The 21,547-nt window shown below is 64.8% G+C and carries 18 protein-coding genes; 4 read left to right on the top strand and 14 right to left on the bottom strand.

The window, feature by feature from the left end; all coding sequences use genetic code 11:
• Positions 1-19 precede the first annotated feature (19 nt).
• From Q8O96_RS29140 to Q8O96_RS29130, 3 genes are all read right to left on the bottom strand, one after another.
• Positions 20-1,210 carry an MFS transporter gene (locus Q8O96_RS29140; protein WP_102863295.1) on the bottom strand — a complete coding sequence of 397 codons (1,191 nt, stop codon included), beginning with the start codon at positions 1,208-1,210 and terminating at the stop codon, positions 20-22.
• A gap of 24 nt (positions 1,211-1,234) precedes the next feature.
• Positions 1,235-2,107 carry a transporter gene (locus tag Q8O96_RS29135; protein ID WP_305949933.1) on the bottom strand — a complete coding sequence of 291 codons (873 nt, stop codon included), beginning with the start codon at positions 2,105-2,107 and terminating at the stop codon, positions 1,235-1,237.
• Positions 2,108-2,243: 136 nt separating this feature from the next.
• Positions 2,244-3,221, bottom strand: a complete 978-nt coding sequence (locus Q8O96_RS29130) for a helix-turn-helix transcriptional regulator (RefSeq protein ID WP_102863297.1) — start codon at positions 3,219-3,221, stop codon at positions 2,244-2,246.
• 214 nt (positions 3,222-3,435) lie between these two features.
• On the opposite strand from Q8O96_RS29130, the gene Q8O96_RS29125 reads away from it, so the two are divergent.
• A complete protein-coding gene (locus tag Q8O96_RS29125; protein WP_305949932.1) occupies positions 3,436-4,287 on the top strand; it encodes an AraC family transcriptional regulator in 852 nt (283 codons plus the stop codon).
• Positions 4,288-4,370: 83 nt separating this feature from the next.
• Positions 4,371-4,721 carry a VOC family protein gene (locus Q8O96_RS29120; protein ID WP_102863299.1) on the top strand — a complete coding sequence of 117 codons (351 nt, stop codon included), beginning with the start codon at positions 4,371-4,373 and terminating at the stop codon, positions 4,719-4,721.
• 17 nt (positions 4,722-4,738) lie between these two features.
• Here the strand turns inward: Q8O96_RS29120 and hpaC are convergent, their stop codons facing one another.
• Together hpaC and hpaB are read right to left on the bottom strand one after the other, a co-directional pair.
• On the bottom strand, positions 4,739-5,251 hold the full coding sequence (hpaC, locus tag Q8O96_RS29115; RefSeq protein WP_305949931.1) for a 4-hydroxyphenylacetate 3-monooxygenase, reductase component: 513 nt from the start codon (positions 5,249-5,251) through the stop codon (positions 4,739-4,741).
• Between the two features lie 154 nt (positions 5,252-5,405).
• Positions 5,406-6,968, bottom strand: a complete 1,563-nt coding sequence (gene hpaB, locus Q8O96_RS29110; protein ID WP_305949930.1) for a 4-hydroxyphenylacetate 3-monooxygenase, oxygenase component — start codon at positions 6,966-6,968, stop codon at positions 5,406-5,408.
• A 378-nt stretch (positions 6,969-7,346) separates the two neighbouring features.
• Between hpaB and Q8O96_RS29105 the strand changes: the two genes are divergently transcribed.
• The gene (locus tag Q8O96_RS29105) at positions 7,347-8,972 is read left to right on the top strand and encodes a methyl-accepting chemotaxis protein (RefSeq protein WP_102863302.1); all 1,626 of its coding nucleotides are present in this window, start codon (positions 7,347-7,349) and stop codon (positions 8,970-8,972) included.
• Positions 8,973-9,057: 85 nt separating this feature from the next.
• On the top strand, positions 9,058-10,257 hold the full coding sequence (locus tag Q8O96_RS29100; protein WP_305949929.1) for a pyridoxal phosphate-dependent aminotransferase: 1,200 nt from the start codon (positions 9,058-9,060) through the stop codon (positions 10,255-10,257).
• A gap of 90 nt (positions 10,258-10,347) precedes the next feature.
• Here the strand turns inward: Q8O96_RS29100 and Q8O96_RS29095 are convergent, their stop codons facing one another.
• The 9 genes from Q8O96_RS29095 to Q8O96_RS29055 all read right to left on the bottom strand — a co-directional run bounded on the left by Q8O96_RS29095 (position 10,348) and on the right by Q8O96_RS29055 (position 21,150).
• Positions 10,348-11,343: a D-glycerate dehydrogenase gene (locus Q8O96_RS29095; protein WP_102863304.1), complete on the bottom strand. Its 996-nt coding sequence runs from the start codon at positions 11,341-11,343 to the stop codon at positions 10,348-10,350.
• Between the two features lie 19 nt (positions 11,344-11,362).
• A complete protein-coding gene (locus Q8O96_RS29090) occupies positions 11,363-12,658 on the bottom strand; it encodes an MFS transporter (protein ID WP_102863305.1) in 1,296 nt (431 codons plus the stop codon).
• Between the two features lie 82 nt (positions 12,659-12,740).
• Entirely contained in the window at positions 12,741-13,703 is a 963-nt protein-coding gene (locus Q8O96_RS29085; RefSeq protein ID WP_305949928.1) for a sugar kinase, read from the bottom strand.
• Positions 13,696-14,478: a sugar phosphate isomerase/epimerase gene (locus Q8O96_RS29080; protein WP_305949927.1), complete on the bottom strand. Its 783-nt coding sequence runs from the start codon at positions 14,476-14,478 to the stop codon at positions 13,696-13,698. Before Q8O96_RS29080 ends, Q8O96_RS29085 begins: the two co-directional genes overlap by 8 nt.
• Before the next feature lie 75 nt (positions 14,479-14,553).
• Complete coding sequence (locus tag Q8O96_RS29075) at positions 14,554-15,579, bottom strand: LacI family DNA-binding transcriptional regulator (RefSeq protein WP_102863577.1); 1,026 nt, start codon at positions 15,577-15,579, stop codon at positions 14,554-14,556.
• 122 nt (positions 15,580-15,701) lie between these two features.
• Complete coding sequence (locus Q8O96_RS29070; RefSeq protein ID WP_305949926.1) at positions 15,702-16,667, bottom strand: alpha/beta hydrolase; 966 nt, start codon at positions 16,665-16,667, stop codon at positions 15,702-15,704.
• 160 nt (positions 16,668-16,827) lie between these two features.
• Positions 16,828-17,769: a choline ABC transporter substrate-binding protein gene (locus tag Q8O96_RS29065; RefSeq protein ID WP_102863309.1), complete on the bottom strand. Its 942-nt coding sequence runs from the start codon at positions 17,767-17,769 to the stop codon at positions 16,828-16,830.
• A 273-nt stretch (positions 17,770-18,042) separates the two neighbouring features.
• Complete coding sequence (locus Q8O96_RS29060; RefSeq protein WP_305949925.1) at positions 18,043-19,887, bottom strand: autotransporter outer membrane beta-barrel domain-containing protein; 1,845 nt, start codon at positions 19,885-19,887, stop codon at positions 18,043-18,045.
• A gap of 621 nt (positions 19,888-20,508) precedes the next feature.
• Complete coding sequence (locus tag Q8O96_RS29055) at positions 20,509-21,150, bottom strand: DUF1345 domain-containing protein (protein ID WP_305949924.1); 642 nt, start codon at positions 21,148-21,150, stop codon at positions 20,509-20,511.
• Positions 21,151-21,547: the final 397 nt, after the last annotated feature.

The following is a 21,547-nucleotide window of genomic DNA, read 5'->3' as shown; positions in this document are numbered from 1 at the left end:
CGGCGCTGCCCGCTGGCCGTCATCGCCCCTGGGGTTGGGAAGGGGCCTGGAGGGCGGGCCGGCAACTGAGTACCAGCGCCAGGGACAGCAAAGTGATGACGGCCCCCCCCAGCAACAGGCCCTGGAAGCCGCCGCTGCTTTCGATCAGGCGCCCGGCCAGGGTCGGGCCTATGGCCAGGCCGGCGCTGATCACCAGATTGGAGGCGTTCATCAAGCGCCCGCTGCGATCCATCTCGGCCATACGCGCCAGGATCAGCGGCAGGATGAAGGTCCAGGTGAACTTGAACACCAGCGCCGCCAGCGCGAAGCGCGCCAGCTGCGGCTGGCCCAGAAGCGCCAGCACCGAGCCCGCCATCAGGCCGTAGCCCAGCAGGAGCAGGGCGCTGCGGGGCAGGCGGTCACCGAACAGGGTGGCGCACAACGCGCCGACGATGCCCATCAAGGTGGCGATGGCCAGGATGTCGCCGTTGGTCTGCGCCGAGAGGCCGGACTGGCTGCCGATGGCGCCGATGAAGGTCCAGACCCCGCTGAGGCTGATGTAGAAGGTGAGAATGCCGAGTATTCCCAGGCTCGCCTTGAGCCAGGAGATCGCTGGGGCTTGCGCGGCATCGGCGGCCGGGCGCGCAGCGCCTGCTGGAAAACAGCGGGCCAGGGGCAGGCACAGGGTCATCAGCAGCGCCAGGATCAGGTAGCAGGCGCCCAGGCCGAAGCGTTGGAAGAGCATGGGCAACAGGCTCAGGCCGACCGCGCCCAGCACCAGTTGGCCCATCACCCAGAAGCCGTAGGCCCGGCTGGGACTGGGGCTGGCGGCGGCGCTGGCCAGGCAGATGATCATCAGCGAGCCGCCGGCCAGGGCGCTGCCAAAGCGCGCCATCAGCAACAATGAATAGTCGTGGGCCAGCATCGACAGCAGGTTGGCAACGATGAACAGCACGGCGCTGCACAGTGCGGCGCGCCGCCAGTCGATGTGTTTCAGCCACCAGATGGCCGGCAACGTGGCCAGGCTCATGGCCCCCAGTTCTGCGGAGAACAGGTCGCCGATCTGTGTGGGGCTCAAGTGCCACTGGCTGGCCAGTTGGGCGGCGATGGCCGGGGCCATCAGCAGTACCGCGGGAGTGATGGCGGCGAACAGCACGATGGCGGCCAGCAGCCCCAGGGGGTGGCGAGCAGCTGGCGCGGTGGCGCTTAAAACGGCGTTCTGGGTGTTCATGGACAGGCTCCAAAGGCAAGGGGTTCAGAACACGTGGACCAGGCGCAGCAAGGCGTCGGTGCCGGCAAAACCGTTATCGGTGGCGACGTTCTGCGACAGGCTGAACATCAGCTGATTGCGCTTGTCCAGCCAGTGCCCGACTTCGAATCCAGCCTGGGTGTAGCGCTTGTGGGTGTCGTTGATCCGTCGGTCGTTGATCCGCAGTTCGCCGCCGTCGGCGTGGATCAGGCGCAGGGCGCCGTAGGTCGCAGGGGTGAAGTCGTAGGAGGCGAAGGCTTGCAGGCGATAGAGCGGGTCCTGTTTCAGGTCGCTGCCGAAATAGTCGTCGTTGGTGCCGTACAGCTGGGCTTCGAGGTTGGCCTCCAGCACCCATTTTTCCCCCAGGCCCTGGGTGTAGTTGTAGACAAAGGTCGCGCCCCAGCGATTGGCCCCCGGGGAGACGTCCGGGTTGCGGCTGTGGTACTCGCCCAGCGGCAGCGTGATCAGGGTCAACAGGCCGCTGTAGGTGCGGGTTTGCGGCTGGTTGATGAAAAACAGCGTGCCCCCCACCTGAGGATCACCGAAACCGCTCTCACCGGTATGGCGTTCGGCGCCGGGCAAGCGAGCGTTGATGTCGGCCAAGGGCACGATGAACTGTGGGGTGCACAGGGTGCCGCACAGGTCGCTGAAGAACACCTGGCGGTAGGCCATGGCATTGACTCGCAGTTCGGCCTTGCCGCTGCTGTCGGCCGGGCCGTGAAAGTCGCCGGCACGGGTGGCCGGGAGGTACAGCACCCCCAGGCGGGTGCCCACGGGGGCGGCGAAGAAGTCCCGGGCGTTGAGGTCCGCGGCGTTGAGCGACAGGCTGGCCAGGGTGCCAGCCAGGGCCAGGGTGGTGCGGGTAATGAGCCTTGTCATGGGCGGTGCGTCTCTTGTTGGAGTTGTTGTTCGGCGAAGGGCTCGCCGGCACACGGCAGTGGGGCAAAAAAAGGGCAAAGGCTGCCCGTGGCCGTCAAATACGACGGCGTAAATCAGCGCAGGTCAGGGGGTGGGGTCAGTCGGGCGGGGCGTGGAGCAACTGGGCGATGCGCGCCTTGTCCTTGACCCCGAGCTTGCTGTAGATGGCGCGGATGTGATGGCGCACGGTGTTGGGCGACATGCCCAGGTCCCGAGCCACTTCCTTGTAGGTCTTGCCATCACCGAAGCACTGGGCGACGGCGTTTTCCCGGGGGCTGAGCTTGGGCAGCAGGCTGCGGCTGCGGGCCGCCAGCAGGTACAGGTCGCCCACGGCCGAGCAGTCGATCTGCAGGCGCTTGCCCTCGAAACCGTTGCCATCGAGCTTCATGGGCAGTTGCGGACCGTTCCACTGCGGCCATTCATGCAGCAGCAGATCGACAAAACCGCGCTCGGCACACTGCAGCACACCGCGCTGGTCGCACACGGCCAGGGCCAGATTGCGCGGGCGGGTGAGTTTCTCGCGCATGGCCACCAGGGTGCGGATCTGATTGGCCGACACCGCTGCCACCAGGTGCAGCATCAGGTTGTTCAGCACATGGCAGTCGTCCCGGGTAAAGGCCGGGGCGCCAGGGGCACGGTACAGGGCCAGGTGGTTGCTCAGTTGGGTATGGGGATCGATGTGCACCACGCATAGCAGCTCGCCGATGTTGTACTGGCGCCCCAGCCAGTTGAGTCCGGGGCCGTTGTGCGGATCGGCCATGTCGACGATCACCGCCCGTCCCGGCACTTCGTGCACCCGGTTCACGGTGACGTCGATGTGGCGGATCGATTGCCAGTCCGCCAGGTAGCTCGGTGGCAGGCGGTACAGGTAGCAACTGTGTTCATCCGGCAAGCCGTCGACCAATGCGGCGCGGCCCCACCAGGCACTGTCGAAGGGCAAGAGTTTGCAGATGCGCGCCAGGGCATGCTGGTGAAGGTTTTCGATGTCCTTGTTCTGCGCCAGTTGCTGCAGTTCCAGGGTCAGCTCGCTGAAGGCCTGCAACAGGCTGGCCGGAGCGTGATCGAGTCGGTTCATGGGTCTGTACCTCTGTGCGACGTTGTTATTGTTTTCGTCACGGAAGGGGTTGAGGACCATTACGCCTGGGGGACGTGGGCAGGGCCTGGTGCGAGTATCGATGGCTTGGCCGGCCACCGCCATCCTACAGATGCAGGAGGTGGCCCATGGCCCAGCGGCGCGGGTCGCTTATGCTTCAGCTGGTCAACCATGATCACTATTGGGAGTGAGTTCGATGCCAATGCAGCCTTTCTCTGTTTCGCACTGCGTCACAGGGTTTGATGCCATCAGGCTGCGGCCCTGGGGCGGTCGCTTGTACGGCTTCAGCGAGACACTGCCGGGCACCGTGCGGCGGCTTGAGGTCGCGCAGCCACAGGTCAAGCTGGTCATCGGGCTGGCGTCCCCCTACGGGCTCGCCGCCAATGGGCGCGAGGAGCGGTGCCAGGCGTTCGTGGTGAGCCGCCCGGCAGCTCCGGTGATCGTCGAGCAGAGCGGTGTGCATTCATGCATCGAGGTGGAGCTTCCGCCCTGGGCCGCGTACCGCCTGTTTCAGGGTGATGGCCAAGTGCTTGCCAGCCCTTGGCTGGATCTGCGGGAACTGTGGGGCACGTCGGTGTGCTTGTTGGTCGAGGCACTGGAAGAAAACCCTTGCTGGACGAGTCGATTGCAGCGGGTCGAAACCTTTCTTGCCGAGCGTTTGCAGAACTCGCGCCGTGAGGTGCCCGAGATGCTGCGCCGGGCCTGGGAGGAACTGCAGCGAAGCGCTGGCGGTACCTCGATCGGTGATCTGAGTCAGCAGGCCGGCTGCAGCGGACGGCATTTCGCCAGTCGCTTCAAGGCCCATCTGGGACAAGGGCCCAAAGCCTGCGCCCGGCATATTCGTTTTGCTCGCGCCCAGCAGTTGCTGGAATCGCTACCGGCGCTGGAGCTGGTGCAGGTTGCGGTGCTGTGCGGCTACAGCGACCAGAGCCACTTCACCCGGGAGTTCCAGGCATTCGCCGGCTGCTCCCCGGGAGCCTATGCCCGAAGCGGCTGGGCCGATATTCCTGGCAAACCGGCATCGTTGCTCGAAGGCCGGGAGAATTGAGTGACCCGGTCAGTTTTATTCAAGACCCGCCGAGCCTTTGCAGCGGACAGTGACAGCTCTGTCTCTGTGAACGTGGAGGATGTATGCCAGGTAGTCTTTCTCATGTGGAAATCGGGGTTGCCGACGCTCCGCAGTCGCTGGTTTTTTTCCAGCGCCTGTTCGACTGGTCGCCGCAGCGGTTGGGTGCAACGGAGGATGCCTGGTTGCAGACGCCCTCGATCCGGGTCGGCGTCCATGGCGACGATCCGCAGTCGCGCATGGTCGTGTATTTCCGGGTCAGCGACATGGCCGACAGCGTGTCCCGGGTCCGGGCTCTGGGGGGGCAGGCCGGTGACATCAGTCCCCACGAGCCCGGTTTCGGTCGGTTCTGCCAGTGCCACGATCCCCAGGGCGTGTGCTTCGGCCTGCATCAGCCGGACCCCCTTGAATCCTAGCCAGGGCTGGGAGGCGTTCAGGCAGCCTGGCTAGGGCGCTGCAGGCGATGGAAGCAGCGGCTGAAATACACCAGCGAGTCGCCTTGCTCGCGCACGCTGATTTCATCCAGTTCCACCAGCATCACCGAGTGGGTGCCGATTTCCTGGACCTCGGTGATGCGTCCCTGGAGGCTGGCCAGGGCGCCCTCCAGCACCGGCAGGGCCTGCAGACCGTCGCGCCAGGGGTGCAGGCCGAAGCGCTGGTCCATGGCCACCTCGGTCATGCCGGCAAAATGCCGCGCCACGTCCTCGTGTTCGCCGCTGAGGACGTTGATGCACAAATGGCCGTTGCCCTTGAACACCGGGTTCAGGGCGCTGTTGCGGTTGACGCAGACCATCAGGGTCGGCGGGCTGTCGGTGACCGAGCAGACCGCGGTGGCGGTGATGCCGCAACGGCCGGCGGGGCCGTTGCTGGTGATGACGTTGACCGCAGCGGTCATGTGGGCCATGGCGTTGCGGAAGGCGAGTTGCTTGGGATCGAGTACAGACATGACGAATTCCTCATGGACGCAGGGCATTGCGCTGCAGGAGCCAGCTTGCCGACGAAGAGGAGCTTGTGGTGCTCTGGCGGGCGCTTTCGCTGGCAAGCCAGCTCCTACGACAACAGGTGGGCATTGGCCTTTTCCGTAGGAGCGGGCCTCGTGGCTACTGGCGGATGCGGTCCAGCATGTTGATGTCGTCGGGGTTGCTCAGGTGCGGCACGGTCCAGCCATCGAGGTCGTAGTCGCCCAGGCATTTGTCCACCAGGTCGGTCATGGCCTTCATCGAGCCGCTGGCCTGGGCGTGGCGCAGACACTGCATGCGGATCTCGTCCTGGCTGCCGGCATAGTTGATCTCGTACAGCTCGTGGCGGCCGCCGAACTCGGTGCCGATGGCGTCCCACAGCAGCTTGAGAATCTTGATCCGCTCTTCGTGGCCCATGCCCCCCGAACCGCGGCAGTAGGTACTGAGGTACTGGTTGAGCACCGGGTCCTTGAGATCGCGGGAGCCGGAGGGCAGGTAGATCAGGCCGCTGGCCACCACCTGCTCGATGATCTTCTTGATGTCGGTGTAGGCCTGGGGCGCCAACACCCGGTAGGCCTGCAGGGCCTGGGTGCTGGGCAGGTAGACGCCGTTCATCCATTCGCTGGCGTTGCCGTGCATGGCGTCGGTCAGCGACCAGAACAGGTTGCGCCAGGCCACCACTTCGCCGACCTGGGCCTGGACCCCGCGAAACTCCAGGGAGCCGGTGCATTGCAGGGCCTTGACCAGCAACCCGGTGATGAAGTCCAGCTTGACCGCCAGCCGGGTGCAGCCCTGCATGGGGAACAGCCGACCGAAACCGCCCTGGGGGAACCACTGGCGGCAGCGCTCGAAGTCGCGGTAGATCAGCACGTTCTCCCAGGGGATGAACACCTTGTCCATGATCAGGATCGCGTCGTTCTCGTCGAAGCGGCTGGACAGCGGGTAGTCGAAGGGCGAGCCCGTCATGCCCGCCTGCAGTTCGTAGGACGGGCGGCAGATCAGCTTCATGCCGCGGGTGTTCATCGGGGCGATGAACATCAGGGCGAAGTCGGTGTTGTCCCCCAGCAGCTGGGCCGAGCCCTGGCCGACGAAGTTGTAGTGGGTCAGGGCCGAGTTGGTGGCCACCACCTTGGCGCCGCTGACAATGATCCCGCCCTCGACTTCCTGGTCCACCGAGATGAACACGTCCTTGACCTGATCCACCGGCTTGTCGCGGTCGATGGGCGGGTTGACGATGGCGTGGTTGAGGTAGAGGCAGGCTTCCTGGATGCGCTTGTACCAGGTGCGGGCGTTGTCCGCGAAGCGCCCGTAGAACTCCGGGTTGGCCCCCAGGGCGCTGCCGAAGGCGGCCTTGTAGTCGGGGCTGCGGCCCATCCAGCCGTAGGTCAGGCGCGACCAGTCGGCGATGGCGTCGCGCTGCTGGCGCAGTTCATCGGGGCTTTTCGCCGAGCGGAAGAATTTGTGGGTGTAGCCGCCGTTGCCGGTGTCGGTGTCCCAGCACAGTTGTTCCTTGGTGGCCGGGTCGTGCAGGGCGTCGTACAGGCGGGCCATGGAGGCCGCCGAGTTGCGGAAGGCCGGGTGGGTGGTGACGTCCTTGACCCGGTCGCCATAAATGTAGATTTCACGATCATCGCGCAGGCTGGCCAGGTATTCGGCACCGGTCAGCGGGCGGTCGGTTGCGGCACGAAAGTCTTCAGGTTTCATATCCAGTCTCGGCGTTGTTTTTATTGACTGGGGCCATGATGGGCAGGGGCGGGCGCTGAAAAAATGGCTTTTACGGCGAATGAATTGCACTTTTCATAGGGCGCGTTGGCGCTCTCGGGCTGGGTACGGCGCACTGTTCTGGCGCGGCGAATCACGGCTTTATCGATTCACTTCGCGTTGTGTTGTCTCAGGCCTGACACAGGGGGCACATTTCGAAATATTTTTGCCAATCAGACAGATGAAAGCTCAAGTTCGGCCGATATCTCTGATAGGCCCATGGACGCTCTTTCCGTGGTGTCCCTCGTCGATGCAGTCCTGATGCGTCGGCCGATAAGGGCATGGATGCTCGCCGCCCCGTTCTCCTTCGAGACTCGTCCTATGTCCTTGCGTAACCTGAATATCGCCCCGCGTGCTTTCCTCGGTTTTGCCTTTATTGCCCTGCTGGTCATGGTGTTGGGCGTATTTGCGGTGAACCGCATGTCGATCATCCGCGACGCGTCCCTGGAAATGGAAAGCAATCAGCTGCCCAGCGTCGGTTATCTGGGCAACCTGACCGAGAACGTCCTGCGCCTGCGGATTCTGTCATTTCGCGTGCTGGTGAACCGCGAGCCGGCCGGCCTTGCCGAAGCCCAGACCCGCATCGGTGTGCTGGTGGACAAGGCCAGGCAGGCCCAGGCCAGCTACGCGGCGTTGCCGGCGGGCCCGGAGGAAGTGGCGCTGTACAAGACCTTCAGCGCGACCCTGGACAATTACCTGCTGGCGCAGAAGGAGATGCTCGAGCTGTCACGCCAGGACAAGCTGGAGGAACTGCGCACCTTGATCAACACCCGGATCAAGGACGGCACCGATCAGATGGGCGAACAGTTGAACAAGCTCATCGCGATCAATGCCGCGGGCGCCAAGAGTGCCTCCAAGGCGGCCGGCGAGCACTACGACAGTGCCATTGCCGGGATCGTCATCGTCGCGCTGCTGGCCGCATTGCTGACCATCGTGCTGGCGCTGTTGTTGACCCGCAGCATCGTCACCCCCCTGAACAAGGCCCTCAACGTCGCCGAGGTGATCGCCGGCGGCAACCTGCGCCAGGCCATCGAGGTCGACGGTCAGGACGAGCCGGCACGCCTGTTGCGCGCCCTGGCGCAGATGCAGGCCAGCCTGCGCCGCACCATCGAGCAGATCGCCGGCTCGGCGACCCAGCTGGCTTCGGCCTCGGAAGAACTCAGCGCAGTGACCGAGGAAGCCTCTCGCGGCGTGCAGCAGCAGAACACCGAGATCGAACAGGCCGCCACCGCAGTCAACGAAATGACCGCAGCAGTGGAAGAGGTGGCACGCAACGCAGTGTCCACTTCCGAGGCGTCCCAGCAGTCGACCCAGGCCGCCCGCGAAGGCCGCGACCGTGTGGTGCAGACCGTCGAGGCGATCCAGACCATGGCCCATGACGTGCAAAACACCTCGGTGATGATCGAAGGCCTGGCGACCCAGGGCCGGGACATCGGCAAGGTGCTGGACGTGATCCGCGCCATCGCCGAGCAGACCAACCTGCTGGCGCTTAACGCCGCCATCGAAGCGGCCCGTGCCGGCGAGGCCGGGCGTGGCTTTGCCGTGGTGGCCGACGAGGTGCGGGCCCTGGCCCATCGCACCGCCCAGTCGACCCAGGAAATCGAGAAGATGGTGGCCGGTATCCAGAACGGCACCGGCGAAGCGGTGGAGTCCATGCAGCAGAGCAACCGGCGGACCCAGAGCACCCTGGAGCTGGCCCGCGCCGCTGGCGAGTCCCTGGAGCAGATCGCCGAATCCATCAATCAGATCAACGAGCGCAACCTGGTGATCGCCAGTGCCTCGGAAGAACAGGCCCAGGTGTCCCGCGAGGTGGACCGCAACCTGGTGAACATCCGTGACCTGGCGATCCAGTCGGCGGCCGGGGCCAACCAGACCAGTTCAGCCAGTCATGAACTGTCGCGCCTGGCGGTGGATCTCAACGCCATGGTGGCGCGCTTCGTGGTCTAAGGGCGCGAACGGTGGGGCCGGGCGCTCGACGAGTGCCCCGCCAGCACCTAGGGTTTTGGCTGAAGCATCTTGCATGGAGAAAGCGATGCGCTACTCAGCCCTGACCCAACGGATTGTCGGAGAAGGTTCTGCTGCCTGGAACATCCACTACCGGGCCCTGGCCCTGCGCGAGCAGGGGCGGGATGTGTTGCTGCTGACCATTGGCGACCCGGATTTCGATACCCCCAGGCCCGTGGTCCAGGCCGCGATCGACAGCCTGCTGGCCGGCGATACCCACTATTCGGACGTGCGCGGCAACCTGGCGCTGCGCAGCTGCATTGCCCGGCGCCATCATCAGCGCTGCGGACAGATTGTCGACGCCGAGCATGTGGTGGTTTTGCCGGGCGCCCAATGCGCGGTGTTTTCCGTGGCCCAGTGCCTGCTCAATCCCGGGGACGAGGTGCTGGTGGCCGAGCCCATGTACGTTACCTACGAAGGCGTGTTCGGCGCCTGCGGGGCCCGCATCGTGCCGGTGCCGGTGCGGGCCGAGCAGGGCTTTCGCGTCGATCCGCGGGACATGGCGGCGCGGATCACCCCGCGCACCCGGGCCATGTTGCTCAACAGCCCGAACAACCCGTCGGGCGCGAGCCTGTCCCTCGACGACTGGCAAGCCCTGGCGCGGCTGTGCTTTGCCCACGACTTGTGGCTGATTTCCGATGAGGTCTATTGCGACCTGCTGTACCAGGGCCAGCACTTTAGCCCCGGCAGCCTGCCGCGCATGGGCGAGCGCACGGCCACCATCAACAGCCTGTCCAAGTCCCATGCCATGAGCGGCTGGCGGGTGGGCTGGGTGATTGCCCCGCCGACCCTGGCCGGGCACCTGAGCAACCTGGCCCTGTGCATGCTGTACGGCCTGCCGGATTTTGTGCAGAACGCCGCAGTGGTGGCCCTGGACAGCGACCTGCCGGAGCTGGTGCAGATGCGCGACGAGTACCGACGGCGCCGGGACCTGGTGTGCGCGCTGCTGGACCAGTGCCCGGGGCTGACCCCGATCTGCCCGGATGGCGGCATGTTCGTCATGGTGGATGTACGCCGCACCGGGCTGGACGCCCAGGGCTTTGCCGACCGCTTGCTGGACGACCATGGCGTTTCGGTACTGGCCGGTGAAGCCTTCGGCCCCAGCGCCGCGGGCCACATTCGCATCGGCCTGGTGCTGGACTGCGAGCGCCTGGCCGAGGCCTGCCGGCGCATTGCCCGCTGCACCGAGCAGATTCTCGAACAATGCCCCGCAACCCTCCACCTGTAGGCGCCGGCTTGCCTGTCATGCACCGCCCTGGCGAACGCGTTTGCCGGCAAGCCCGCGGTTGCAGAGGTGTTCGCCAGGGGCACGCGGCGGTTAGGCCTGACGCTGCGATGGAGCGGTCCAGGCGGCGCTGTTCACCAGATTGGCTGGGCGCTGCCCCGACAGGGCTGCCAGCAGGTTGTCCACCGCGCAGCGGGCCATGGCTTCACGGGTTTCGTGGGTGGCCGAACCGATGTGCGGCGTGGCCACCACATTGGGCAATTGCAGCAGCGGTGAGCGGTGGTCCAGCGGTTCGCGCTCGAACACGTCCAGCCCGGCGCCGCGTATCCGTCTTTCCTGTAAGGCTTCGATCAAGGCAGCTTCGTCCACCACCTTGCCTCGGGAAATATTGATGAAGATGCTTTGCGGACGCATCAGCGCCAGTTCACGACGGCCAATCAGCCCTTGGGTTTTCTCGGTCAAGGGCAAGGTCAGGCAGATGAAGTCGGCCTCTTGCAGCAGTTGCTCCAGGCTGCGGTAGCGGGCATTGAAACGTTGCTCCACCGCCGGCTTGGGGCTGTTGCTGTGGTAGATCAGCGGCATGCCGAAACCGAAATGTCCACGCTGGGCCAACGCCTCGCCAATGCGCCCCATGCCGATGATGCCCAGGGTCTTGCCGTGCACGTCGCTGCCGAAATGCAGCGGTCCGATGTTGCGGTTCCATTGCCCGGCGCGCACCAGATTGGCCAGTTCCACCACGCGCCGGGCGGTGGCCAGGATCAGGGCGAAACCGGTGTCGGCGGTGGTTTCGGTGAGCACGTCCGGGGTGTTGCTCAGCAGAATCCCGCGTCGGGTCAGGTAGTCGATGTCGTAGTTGTCGACCCCCACCGAGACACTGGCCACCGCTTGCAGGCGCGGCGCCAGGTCCAGCAGTTCGGCGTCCAGGCGCAGGCTGGCCCCCAGCAGGCCGTCGGCGCTGGGCAGGGCCTGGCGCAGGGCCTTGAGGCCGGTTGGGCCCAGGTCCTCGATCAGGGTGACCTCGGTCTGTTCCTGCAGGCGCGCCATCAGCGACGGCGAGAGTTTCTTGTACAGCACCAGGTGTTTTTTCATGACGGTTCTCTGTGGCAGTTCAGGAGTGGGCCAGGCGGCGCGGCAGGGGCAGGCCCTTGGCCCGAGGCGCTCCGGCGCCGGGTGTCAGCAGCAGGGTCAGTAGCACCGAGAGCAGCAGGGCGCCGCTCATCAGCAGGTAGGACATCCCCGGCGAGCCGGTGGCGCTGTTCAGGTAACCCACCAGATAGGAGCCGCCGAAGGAGCCCAGGGCGCCCATGCTGTTGATCAGGGCCATGGCGCCGCCGGCGACGTTGGCCGGTAGAATCTCCGGAACGATGGCGAAGAACGGCCCATAGGGCGCGTACATGCAGGCTCCGGCGATTACCAGCAGCCCGTAGGACCACCAGAAGTGTTCGGCGCCCAGCAGGTAGGAGGCGTAGAAGGCGATGGCGGCCACCAGCAGCGGCGGCCAGACGAAGCGCTTGCGTTTCTGGGTCCGGTCCGAGCCCCAGGACACCCCGAGCATGGCGATCACCGCCGCCAGGTAGGGCAGGGCCGAGAGCCAGCCGGCCTCCACCATGTCCATTTGCGCGCCGTGCTTGAGGATCGAAGGCAACCACAGGACGAAACCGTAGACCCCGATGCTCCAGCAGAAAAACTGCAGGGCGAGGATGATCACCTTGGGCGAGCGGAAGGCCTCGGCGTAGTTCTTCACCGCCTTGATGCCCTGCTGTTCGGCGGCCAGGGCGCTTTCCAGGTCCTGCTTCTCCTGGTCGCTGAGCCACTGGGCCTGGCTGGGCCGGTCATCGGCCAGGCGCCACCAGATAAAGGCCCAGAGCACCGCCGGCAAACCCTCGATGATGAACATCCAGCGCCAGCTGAAATGCTCCACCAGATAGCCTGAGACCACCGACATCCAAAGCATGGTCACCGGGTTGCCGAGGATCAGGAAGGTGTTGGCCCGGGAGCGTTCGGCCCGGGTGAACCAGTGGCACAGGTACACCAGCATCGCCGGCATCACCGCGGCCTCCACCACCCCGAGCATGAAGCGGATGGCGATCAGCGTGTAGGCGTTGGACACGATCCCGGTGAGGGTGGCCAGGCCGCCCCAGAGGATCAGGCTGACGAAGATCAGCTTCTTCACGCTGCGTTTTTGCGCGTAGATCGCCCCCGGCACCTGGAAGAAGAAGTAGCCGAGGAAGAACAGCGCCCCCAAAAGCGAGGACAGCCCCGGGGTGATCTGCAAGTCGTCGGCCATCCCGGAGGCGGCGGCAAAGCCGTAGTTGGCGCGGTCCAGGTAGGCCAGGCTGTAGGTGATGAAGACGATGGGCATGATGTACCACCAGCGGCGGGCGGCGAGTTTGAGCGTGTCCATGAAAGTTCTCCTGAGCTTGTTGTTTTTGTCGCAACAGGTGGTTCTGGGTGTTCGTTTCCCGGATGAGCCGGTACGCCAGCTGCTATGAGGCGCAGGCGGTTTTCAGGGGCGCTGCCTGGTCGGGCAGTTCGTGGCGCCTGGGCAGGCCTTCCATGTCGCCACGGCTTTGTACTGCGCGGCTGCCCAGCCAATTGGCCCGCTGCACCGCCTCGCTCACGCTGAGGCTTTCCAGCAGGGCGCTGATCAGGCCCACGGCGAAGGCATCGCCGGCGCCGACGGTGTCCACCACCTGGGGCACCGGCACGCCGTCGACGAAGCCGGCGTCCAGGTGGGTGCGGTAGTAGGCGCCATGGGCGCCGAGCTTGATCACCACGGCTTCGGCGCCCTGGTCCAGGTAGAAGGCGGCGATGTCCGCCGGGTCGTCACGCCCGGTGAGCAGGCGGCCCTCGCCGAGGCCCGGCAGCACCCAGTGGGCGAGGGCCGCCAGGCGGTTGATCTCGCGGATCATCAGCGCTTCGCTGGCCCACAGGCCGGGACGCAGATTGGGGTCGAACGACACGCTGCGGCCGCTGGCGCGCTGGGTCTGCATCAGGTGACCGGACAGCTCCCGGGCCGAATCCGAGAGGGCCGGGGGAATGCCGGTGGCGTGCAGGTGACGGGCCTGGAGCAGGGCCGGGGCCAGGTCGTCGAGGCTCAGGTGGCTGGCGGCCGAGCCGCGGCGGAAATACTCCACCCGTGGGTCGTCGCCGGTGTCTTCCCGGGACTTGAGCTGAAAGCCGGTAGGGTGCAGCGGGTCGCGGCGCACGAAGCGGCAGTCCAGGCCCTCGGCCTGCAAGGTGTCGAGCACGAAGCGTCCCAGGGAGTCGTTGCCGACCCGGCTCAGCCAGGCCACCTTGAAGCCCAGGCGCGACAGGCCGATGGCCACGTTGCTGTCGGCCCCGGCAATGCGCTTGTGAAAGTGCTCGACCCGGGCCAGGTCGCCGCTGTGTTCGGCGACGAACATGGCCATGGTTTCCCCGAAGGACAGGATATCGATCTCAGACATGGGCTGGCTCCAGTCGCGACTGGCCGAGGCGGGCCAGCAGGTCGACCTGCTCGGCGCTCACCTGCAGCAGGTCGTCGCCTAGCAGGGGGTATTCCACGGCCCGGGTTAGACCTTGATTCATGTGCCGCAGCAGGTGTTCCCACTGCTGCAACTCTGCGGTGCCGGGCGGCAGGGCCACCCGTTTGCCGTCGTCCCGCAGGCGGACCGCCTTGCAGTGCAGGTAATCCACATGCCGGCCCAGCAGGCGCGCGGCTTCCAGCGCCGACTGCTGCTGCCACGCCCAGTTACCGATGTCGAAGGTCATGCGCAGGGGCAGGTTCCACCCTTGCACGGCGTTGAAAAAAACCTGGAAGGGCTCGATGCGCCCGCCATGCACGGTCTGGTCGTTTTCCACCAGCAGGGTGAGGGGCTGGCCTGACAGCAGGCTGGCCAGGCTGCCCAGGTCGTGATGCTCGGTGAAGTGACCGAGGGACACTTTCAGACGCTTGGCGCCGAACGCCCGGGCCCGTTGCAAGGTGGCGGACAGCTCGGGGTTGGGTTCGTCGCCCTCGGCCAGCCACAGCTCCAGGGGCGAGGAAAATACGCTTTCCAGGCCATGTTCCCGGGCGCTGCGGGCCAGTTCCTCGGGCTTCTCGTGGGTCAGCAGTTCTTCGCGCCACTCGATGCACGAAGCGCCGGCGGCGGCCACCAGGGAAATGAAATGGCCCTGGCCGTGCTGGCGGACCAGATCCGCGCCGTAGCTGGACAGACTGATGGAGACGGGTGATTGATGCATGCTTCAGACCTCTGAAACCGGTTTCATTTTTATTCGAGAAAACCCGGGACACGCTGCGATGCAGGGGGCTCGGGATTACACAGGGGGTTTTCGGGTGGAGCCACGAACCATCAGTTGCGCCGTAAAGTCCAGTACTCGCGCCGGGCCGGCATCGCCTCGCAGGCGCTTGAGCAGGCATTGGAAAGCGGCGGTGCCTATGGCTTCGGTGGGCTGGGCCAGGGCCGTGATGCCGCTGCCCACCAGGGGGTACCAGTCCAGGTCGTCGAGGGCGATCAGGCCGATGCCTTCGAACAAGGGGCAATCCAGTTCACGCAGGACCCGGGTCGCCGCCAGGGCCGCCACGCCGTTGGCGCAGAACAGCGCCTTGGGGCCAGGACCGGGAGCCTCGAGAAAGTCTTTCAGGTGGCGGGCCAGGGCCGCGCCGGTCTCCAGTGACTGGCCACGCAAGGCCGGGCGCCGGGCGACTTCGTCCTGGAAGGCGGCACTGCGTTCGAGTCGTGAGCTGGTGCCGTCATGGGGTTCGCTGACCAGCAGCAGGTCACGGTAACCCTGTTGCTCCAGGTGTTCGATGGCGCTGTGCACTGCCGCCGGGTTGTCCAGGCCCACCAGATCGGCGTGCAGTGATTCAAGCTTGCGGTCCACCAGGACCATGGGCATTTCCTGCTGCAACTCCTGCAACTGCTCCAGGTGATGACCCAGGGTGTTCACGATCAGGCCTTCGATGTTGTAGGCCCGCAGGTTGGCCAGGTGCTGGGCTTCCTGCTGGTCGTCACGGTCGGTGTTGCACACCACCAGGCTATAGCCGTGCTGGCGGCAGGCGGTTTCCACGCCATGCATCACGGCAATCGAATAGGGGTTGCGGATATCGGCCACCAGCATGCCGATCAGGCGGGTGCGCCCGCGTTTCAGGCCGCGGGCCATCTGGTTCGGGCGGTAACCCAGCGCGCTGATGGCCTGCTCGATGCGCAAGGCAATGGCATCGGAGAGCAGGGCGCGGTCTTCGCCGATAAAGCGCGACACACTGGCCTTGGAGACCCCGGCGTGGCGGGCGACATCGAGCATGGTGACGCGGTTGCGCTGGGCGGCGGAAAACTGATTCACGGGCAACGACCTTATTCTTGGAATTATCGGTTTGCAGTGCTTCCGGGTACGGTGCTGAAACCGGTTTCAGGAAACCGCAAAACCCATTCTGCCGTCAAGGGCGCAACGTCGATAAATCGCTATCAGGGCTCAAGTTGGCTGACCAACGGTAGGGCTCGGGTTGGCTCAAGAAACTCGCGCAGGGCCCGCAGCAGGGCGTCGTACAGCCCATCGACTTCCGCCGCCAGCCCTCTGGCCCGCAGGCAGCCATGCACCAGGCCCAGGCCCGGGTACAGCTGGCTGGCGACGCCGGCCTGCAGCAGGCGCTGGTGATAGCACTGGCCGTCGTCGCGCAAGGGGTCGAACTGTGCCTGCGCGATAAAGGCCGGCGGCAGGTGACTGAAGTTCTCTGCCAGCAGTGGCCGGGCATAGGGCGAGGTGGGTTCGGGCTCCGGCAGGTACAGCGCCTGGAAACAGTCCAGGTCACTGCTGCTGAGCAGCGGGGCATCGGCGCACTGGCTGCGCGAGGGCAGGTTGGCGGCACCGCCGAGCCCGGGATAGACCAGCACCTGGGCGTTGGGCAAGGGTTCAGCGGCATCCCGCAGGGCCAGGCACAGGGCGGCGGCCAGATTGCCCCCGGCGCTGTCGCCCATCACCAGCCGACGGCGGTGATCCAGAGGCACAGGGCCCAGCCCCTGCTCCAGAGCCCGCCATACCGCCAGGCAATCGTCGAAGGCGGCCGGGAACGGGTGTTCCGGGGCCAGCCGGTAGTCCACCGCGATCACCAGCGCCTGCAACTCGTGGGCCAGATGGGCGGTGATGAAATCGTGGGAATCCAGGCTGCCCAGCACCCAGCCGCCACCGTGCAGGTACAGCAGCCAGGGCCAGCCACACTCCGGGGCGGCGCGGTCGGGGTGATAGAAACGCAGCGGCACCTGGGCCAGTTGCCCTTGATGCACGGCGAGGCCGGGCGGATGGGCCGGAGTGAAATCCCGGCACATGCGCTCATAGCTGTCGCGCAGGCCCTTGAGGCTGCTGTCGGCGCTGGTGTAGCTCAGGGTGCGCTGGACGAAGGCCGCCAGCTCGGCAGAAAGCGGGTAATGGCTCATGGACAGTCCTGGAGGGTAGGTGCCGGGTTGCCGGCGAACGAGCCCGGGAAATCTTCATCATTGCAGCGCCTGACCGAAAGAGCCGCCGCAGGGCGTTGCGTTTGTCGGCGAAGGGCCCTGAGACCGCCTTCGCCGGCAAGCCGACTCCTGCGCCGGGCGGTTACAGGTTCGCTTTGACCGCAGCCACACCCTCGCGGCCGTCGAAGGTGGTGACCCCCGTCAGCCAGCGCTGCAGGTCTTCTGGGTGCTCGCGCAGCCACTGGCGGGCCACTTCCTGGGGCGCCTTGCGTTGCATGATCGGTACCATCAGCTGGCTTTCCTGGGCGGCGCTGAAGCTCAGGTTCTGCAGCAGCCGATGCACGTTGGGGCAACGCTCGGCGTAGTCCGGCGCGGTGACCGTGGACACCGTGGCCGCCCCCTCGTTGGGGCCGTACACGTCTTCGCTGCCGGTGAGGTAGGTGATGGCCATGTTGATGTTCATCGGGTGCGGGGTCCAGCCGACGAACACCACGAACTCCTTGCGATTGATCGCCCGCTGCACCGCCGCCAGCATCCCGGCCTCGCCGGATTCGATCAGCTTGAAGCCCTTGAGGCCGAAGTGGTCGGTGTCGATCATGGTCTTGATCGTGGTGTTGGCGCCGCTGCCTGGCTCGATGCCGTAGATCTTGCCCCCCAGCTGCTCCTTGAAACGGGCGATGTCGGCGAAGGTTTTCAGGCCCGCCTGGGCCACGTAGTCCGGCACTGCCAGGGTTGCCTGGGCATCCACGAGGCTGGGCTGGGCCATGACCTTGACCTGCCCGGCCTCGAGGAAGGGCGCGATGTTCTGGTCCATGGCGGGCTTCCAGTAGCCGAGGAAGATGTCCAGGCGCTGGTCGCGGATGCCGGCGAAGATGATCTGCTGCACCGCGCTGGTCTGCTTGCTGTCGTAGCCCAGCCCGGTGAGCAGGACATCGGCCACGGCGCTGGTGGCGATCACATCGGTCCAGTTGACCACCCCCATGCGCACGGTCTTGCAGGACGCGGGCTCGGCGGCCCAGGTGGGGGAATTGAGCAGTGCAGTGGCGCAGAGGAGCAGGAAACAACGCTTGAACGGTGTTTTCATCAGAGGATCTCTTCCGGCAGGTGGCTTGTTGTTCAGAGCGGCGTCTTGTTGCGCCGTACTGGCCACCTTACGTGGCCCCGATGGCCCGGGAAACGCTCTGTAGCGACCGGCTTTTGCACTGTGACGACTGCCCGGGCGCACTTCACGCCTACAGGCTCGTCCAGGTAGCGATCAGCAACAGCCCTGGCGGTGCGCCAGGGCTGGGGTCTGGAAGTACGGTGCAGCCTCGACCGGGCTGATGTGGAATACCGCGAGACAGGGCAGGAGCCGTTATCAGAACTGATAGGTAAAGGCGGTTCGAATACCGGTCGTGTCATTGCCGCCCGGCTCCTGTGTCCAGAACACACCGGCATGCACGGCGCTGTTCGGGTTCAAGGCATAACTTGCCCCGGTGCCCGCGGCAAAACGGGTGTCGTGCTGTTTATCGGCCTGGTAGGTATAGCGGCCCAGGTAGTCCATGCGCGCTTGAAAGGCATCCTGGTCTTTGTCCAGGTCCTGGATCAGGCCCAGGCTGGCATTGAGCTCCAGCTGTTTTGTCAGGCGTTTGGCAGTCCGTACGCCGGCGTTCAGGCTGGTCACCGAGCGCTGCATTTTTGCGTAGCTGGCCGCCATGACGGCGCCGCTGCGCTCGCTATAGCCCTGGCGGCTGACTTGAGTCTGGCTGAGGCCGATGTAAGGCGTCACGGTCAGGCTATCGAGCCGCAGGCCATAGGCACCCTCGATGCTGAAGGCCCTGCCACGCAGGCTCGAACGCCCTTGACCGGCTTCGGTATAAGCCAGTTGCTCACGGCGGATATCGACCTTGGACGACAGGTAGGCCGCAGCCAGACGCCCCTGCCAACCCAGGCCCTGGCCCGATTCGTCCACGGCAACGAACATTGCCACTGCGGGTGCGTTGGACCCTGCCTTGGTGTAGTTGTCCGGCAACTGTTGATCGAGGTTCTGGTCCAGGGTGATGCCTACGCGCAGATGGTCGCTAGGACGGGCGCCCAGGGTCAGACTCGTGGAGGTCTGGCGAGTCTCGCGGTTTCTGCTGTAGCTGGGACCAACACCTATACAGAACGAGCCGCTGTCGATCTGGCACTCCTGGCTCATCAACCGATCCAGTTGCGCACTGCGCAGGTCCAGGACTCCCCATGCCTGATTGGCGCTTTTGGCCATCGCGGTCCGGGTGTTGTCCAGATCAAGCAGGTGAGTGCCGGTTTCCGTGATCTTCCACAGTGCGGCGTGTAGGTCACCACTCGCCGTGAGGCTCAGGCCGACGGCAATATTGCCGTCGGCGGACACGGCAGTCGCTGCCGAATGTTGGCCGCCTAACGTGCCCAGATCGATCATGCCGTCGGCATCGGTGTGTCTGAAGGCGTGGTTATCGCCCTCTGCGGTAGTGGCAAAACCGACGATAACGCGGCCGTCGGCGGATGCCGCGCTAGCGCTGGAGTCGCCCCCCCAGGAGCCGAGCTCGACCATGCCGTTGGCGTCAGTGTGTTTAAACGCTTGAGTACCGCCGGTGATAGTTTCCGAACTGCCCACGACCACCTGGCCGTCGGCGGATATTCCCAGAGCCTGGGAAGATGTTCCGCCGAGGGTGCCCAGGTCGGTCATGCCGTTGGCATCGGTGTACTTGAACGCGTGTTGTACGTTCGAATCCGTATCGATGTCCGACTGCCCCACGACGACGCTACCGTCGCCGGACACCGCAGTTGCAAGGGAGTCGCCACTATTGTCTGCCTTCAAGGTCCCCAGATCGATCATGCCGGTCGCCTCCGTGTGCTTGAAGGCACGAGCACTCCCCAGGAGATTCGAGGCGTATCCAACGACCACGGCGCCATCAGCGGATACGCCGTTGGCGCTGGATGATTCGCCGCCCAATGTGCCCAGATCGATCATGCCGGTCGCATCGGAGTACTTGAAGGCGTGAGTCGAGTCAGGGGTGTCCGATTTTCCCACGACCACACTGCCATCGGCGGATATGGCATGGGCATAGGCATGGTTTCCACCCAGGGTCCCCAGATCGACCATGCCAGTCGCATCGCTGTATTTGAATGCGCGATCTTGGCCTGTGGGTAATGTTTTGTTTACCGCGATTAGACGACCGTCGGCAGAGACGCCGAAGGCCATAGAGTACTCGTTACTCAAAGAGCCTAAATCAATGCTGTCGATTGCAGTGATCGCATGGGACTGTACTGAATAAACGACGCTGTATAGCAGGGTAATAGCTGTTATTACGGATGGGTATTTCAACGTTGTAACCTTTTGGCGAAGCAGAAAACACAACAGTCTGTGGAAGTTACAGGCTGCTTTGGGGGTGGCTGTTTGCTGTTGGGCCCATGGATTGGGTGCGCGGGCGCTCTATTGCAAGTGCTTTCGTCATTTGGACATGGCGAGGTCGGCAAACTTCAGGCTCGGAAAAAAAGGGGGGTTAGTTGAAGGCGAGGGACTAACGTTAAGAAGTTAGTTGGCTAAATCCAGGGCTGTAAAAGGCGGCTATTTTATTTTTAGTAAGAGGGTGGGTCTTTAAGATGATTCTTAAATTGATCTTGAAGTGTTGGGGCGATTTGTTCGGAAGGTCGATCAGCACAACTGAATTTAGTTGCTTGGTGTTGGCGCTCGTTCGAATTAGATCAACTAGGGTTACCCAGCCTGACACTTGCTATATGGCACCCCGGACTAAGCCGTCGCGATTCTCACTGACGATCCCGCGAAGCTGCCAGGACTGGGCTCAAGCCGTCTTGTACCGGTTCAGCTGAACAGCCCGGCGGCAATATTGATGGAAAAACCGAGGATCGCGGTGTTGAACACAAAGCCGATCAACGATTGGGCGAGGACGATCTTGCGCAGCTCGCGGGTGGCCACGCCGACGTCCGAAGTTTGCACCGCCACGCCGATGGTGAAGGAGAAGTAGAGGAAGTCCCAATAGTTCGGCGTGGTCAGTTCCTCGGCAAAGCGCAGGGCCGGTTCCTTGCCATTCCAGGTGTAGTAAAGGCGGGCGTAATGCACGCTGAAGATCACCCCCACCAGCAACCAGGAACCGATCACCGTGAGCCCGGTGAAGCCGTAATGCAGCAGACGCTGAGGGGGATCCAGGTCCTTGCTGCCCACCAGCTCCAGGGTAATGGTCACCAGACTGGCGATGGCGGCGACGCAGACGATCAACAGCACCAGCCCGGCGTTTTCGTCCTCGGTTTCGGCGATGCGTTTCACGTCCTCGGCCCGGGCCCGCACGGTCAGCCAGAACATCAGCGCCAGGTAGGTCCAGACCGCGGCGTTCCAGCCGATGAGGAGCTTGCTGGTCAGGGTTTGCGCGGGGGCGAGGATGCCGACGGCGCAGCCGATCAGCACGCCGAAGGTCAGGCGGGGGTGGGTTCGGATCACGAAAGACATGGGGGCTCGCAGCTTCAGGGCAGTGGGGGAACATTAGCATGTAGGGGGATTTGGATAGGGGGGGGGATAGCGGTTGCTGCGGGTGTGGCGGCTGGCGGGTTCGGCTTTAGGGGGCTGTGCCACTGGGTACATATCCGTTGCTGCGGTAACGGCTGCTTATGGTTTCGCCCTTACGGCGAGTCCCTTTTTTTCAAACGCCAAAAAAAGGAACCCAAAAACGCTTGCCCCTCCATGGGCCCCTCGCTGGGGCTCGGGGTTCCCTCGCTTCGGCATTGCTCCGGGGGCCCGCCGCCAACCGGCCATCCCTGGCCGGGTGGCGGCTAGCTCGGCATCCATGCCGAGCTGCCCCCTACGCAACGCCTGCGCTCGGCCGGCTGGGAAGGGGCCGGAAGATCAA

Origin of the sequence: Pseudomonas sp. LPH60, from assembly GCF_030718165.1 — a bacterium.
GTDB classification, from domain to species: Bacteria; Pseudomonadota; Gammaproteobacteria; order Pseudomonadales; family Pseudomonadaceae; genus Aquipseudomonas; species Aquipseudomonas danubii.
Note: the sequence above shows the minus strand (reverse complement) of the source record. Positions and strands in the feature narration are given on the sequence as shown.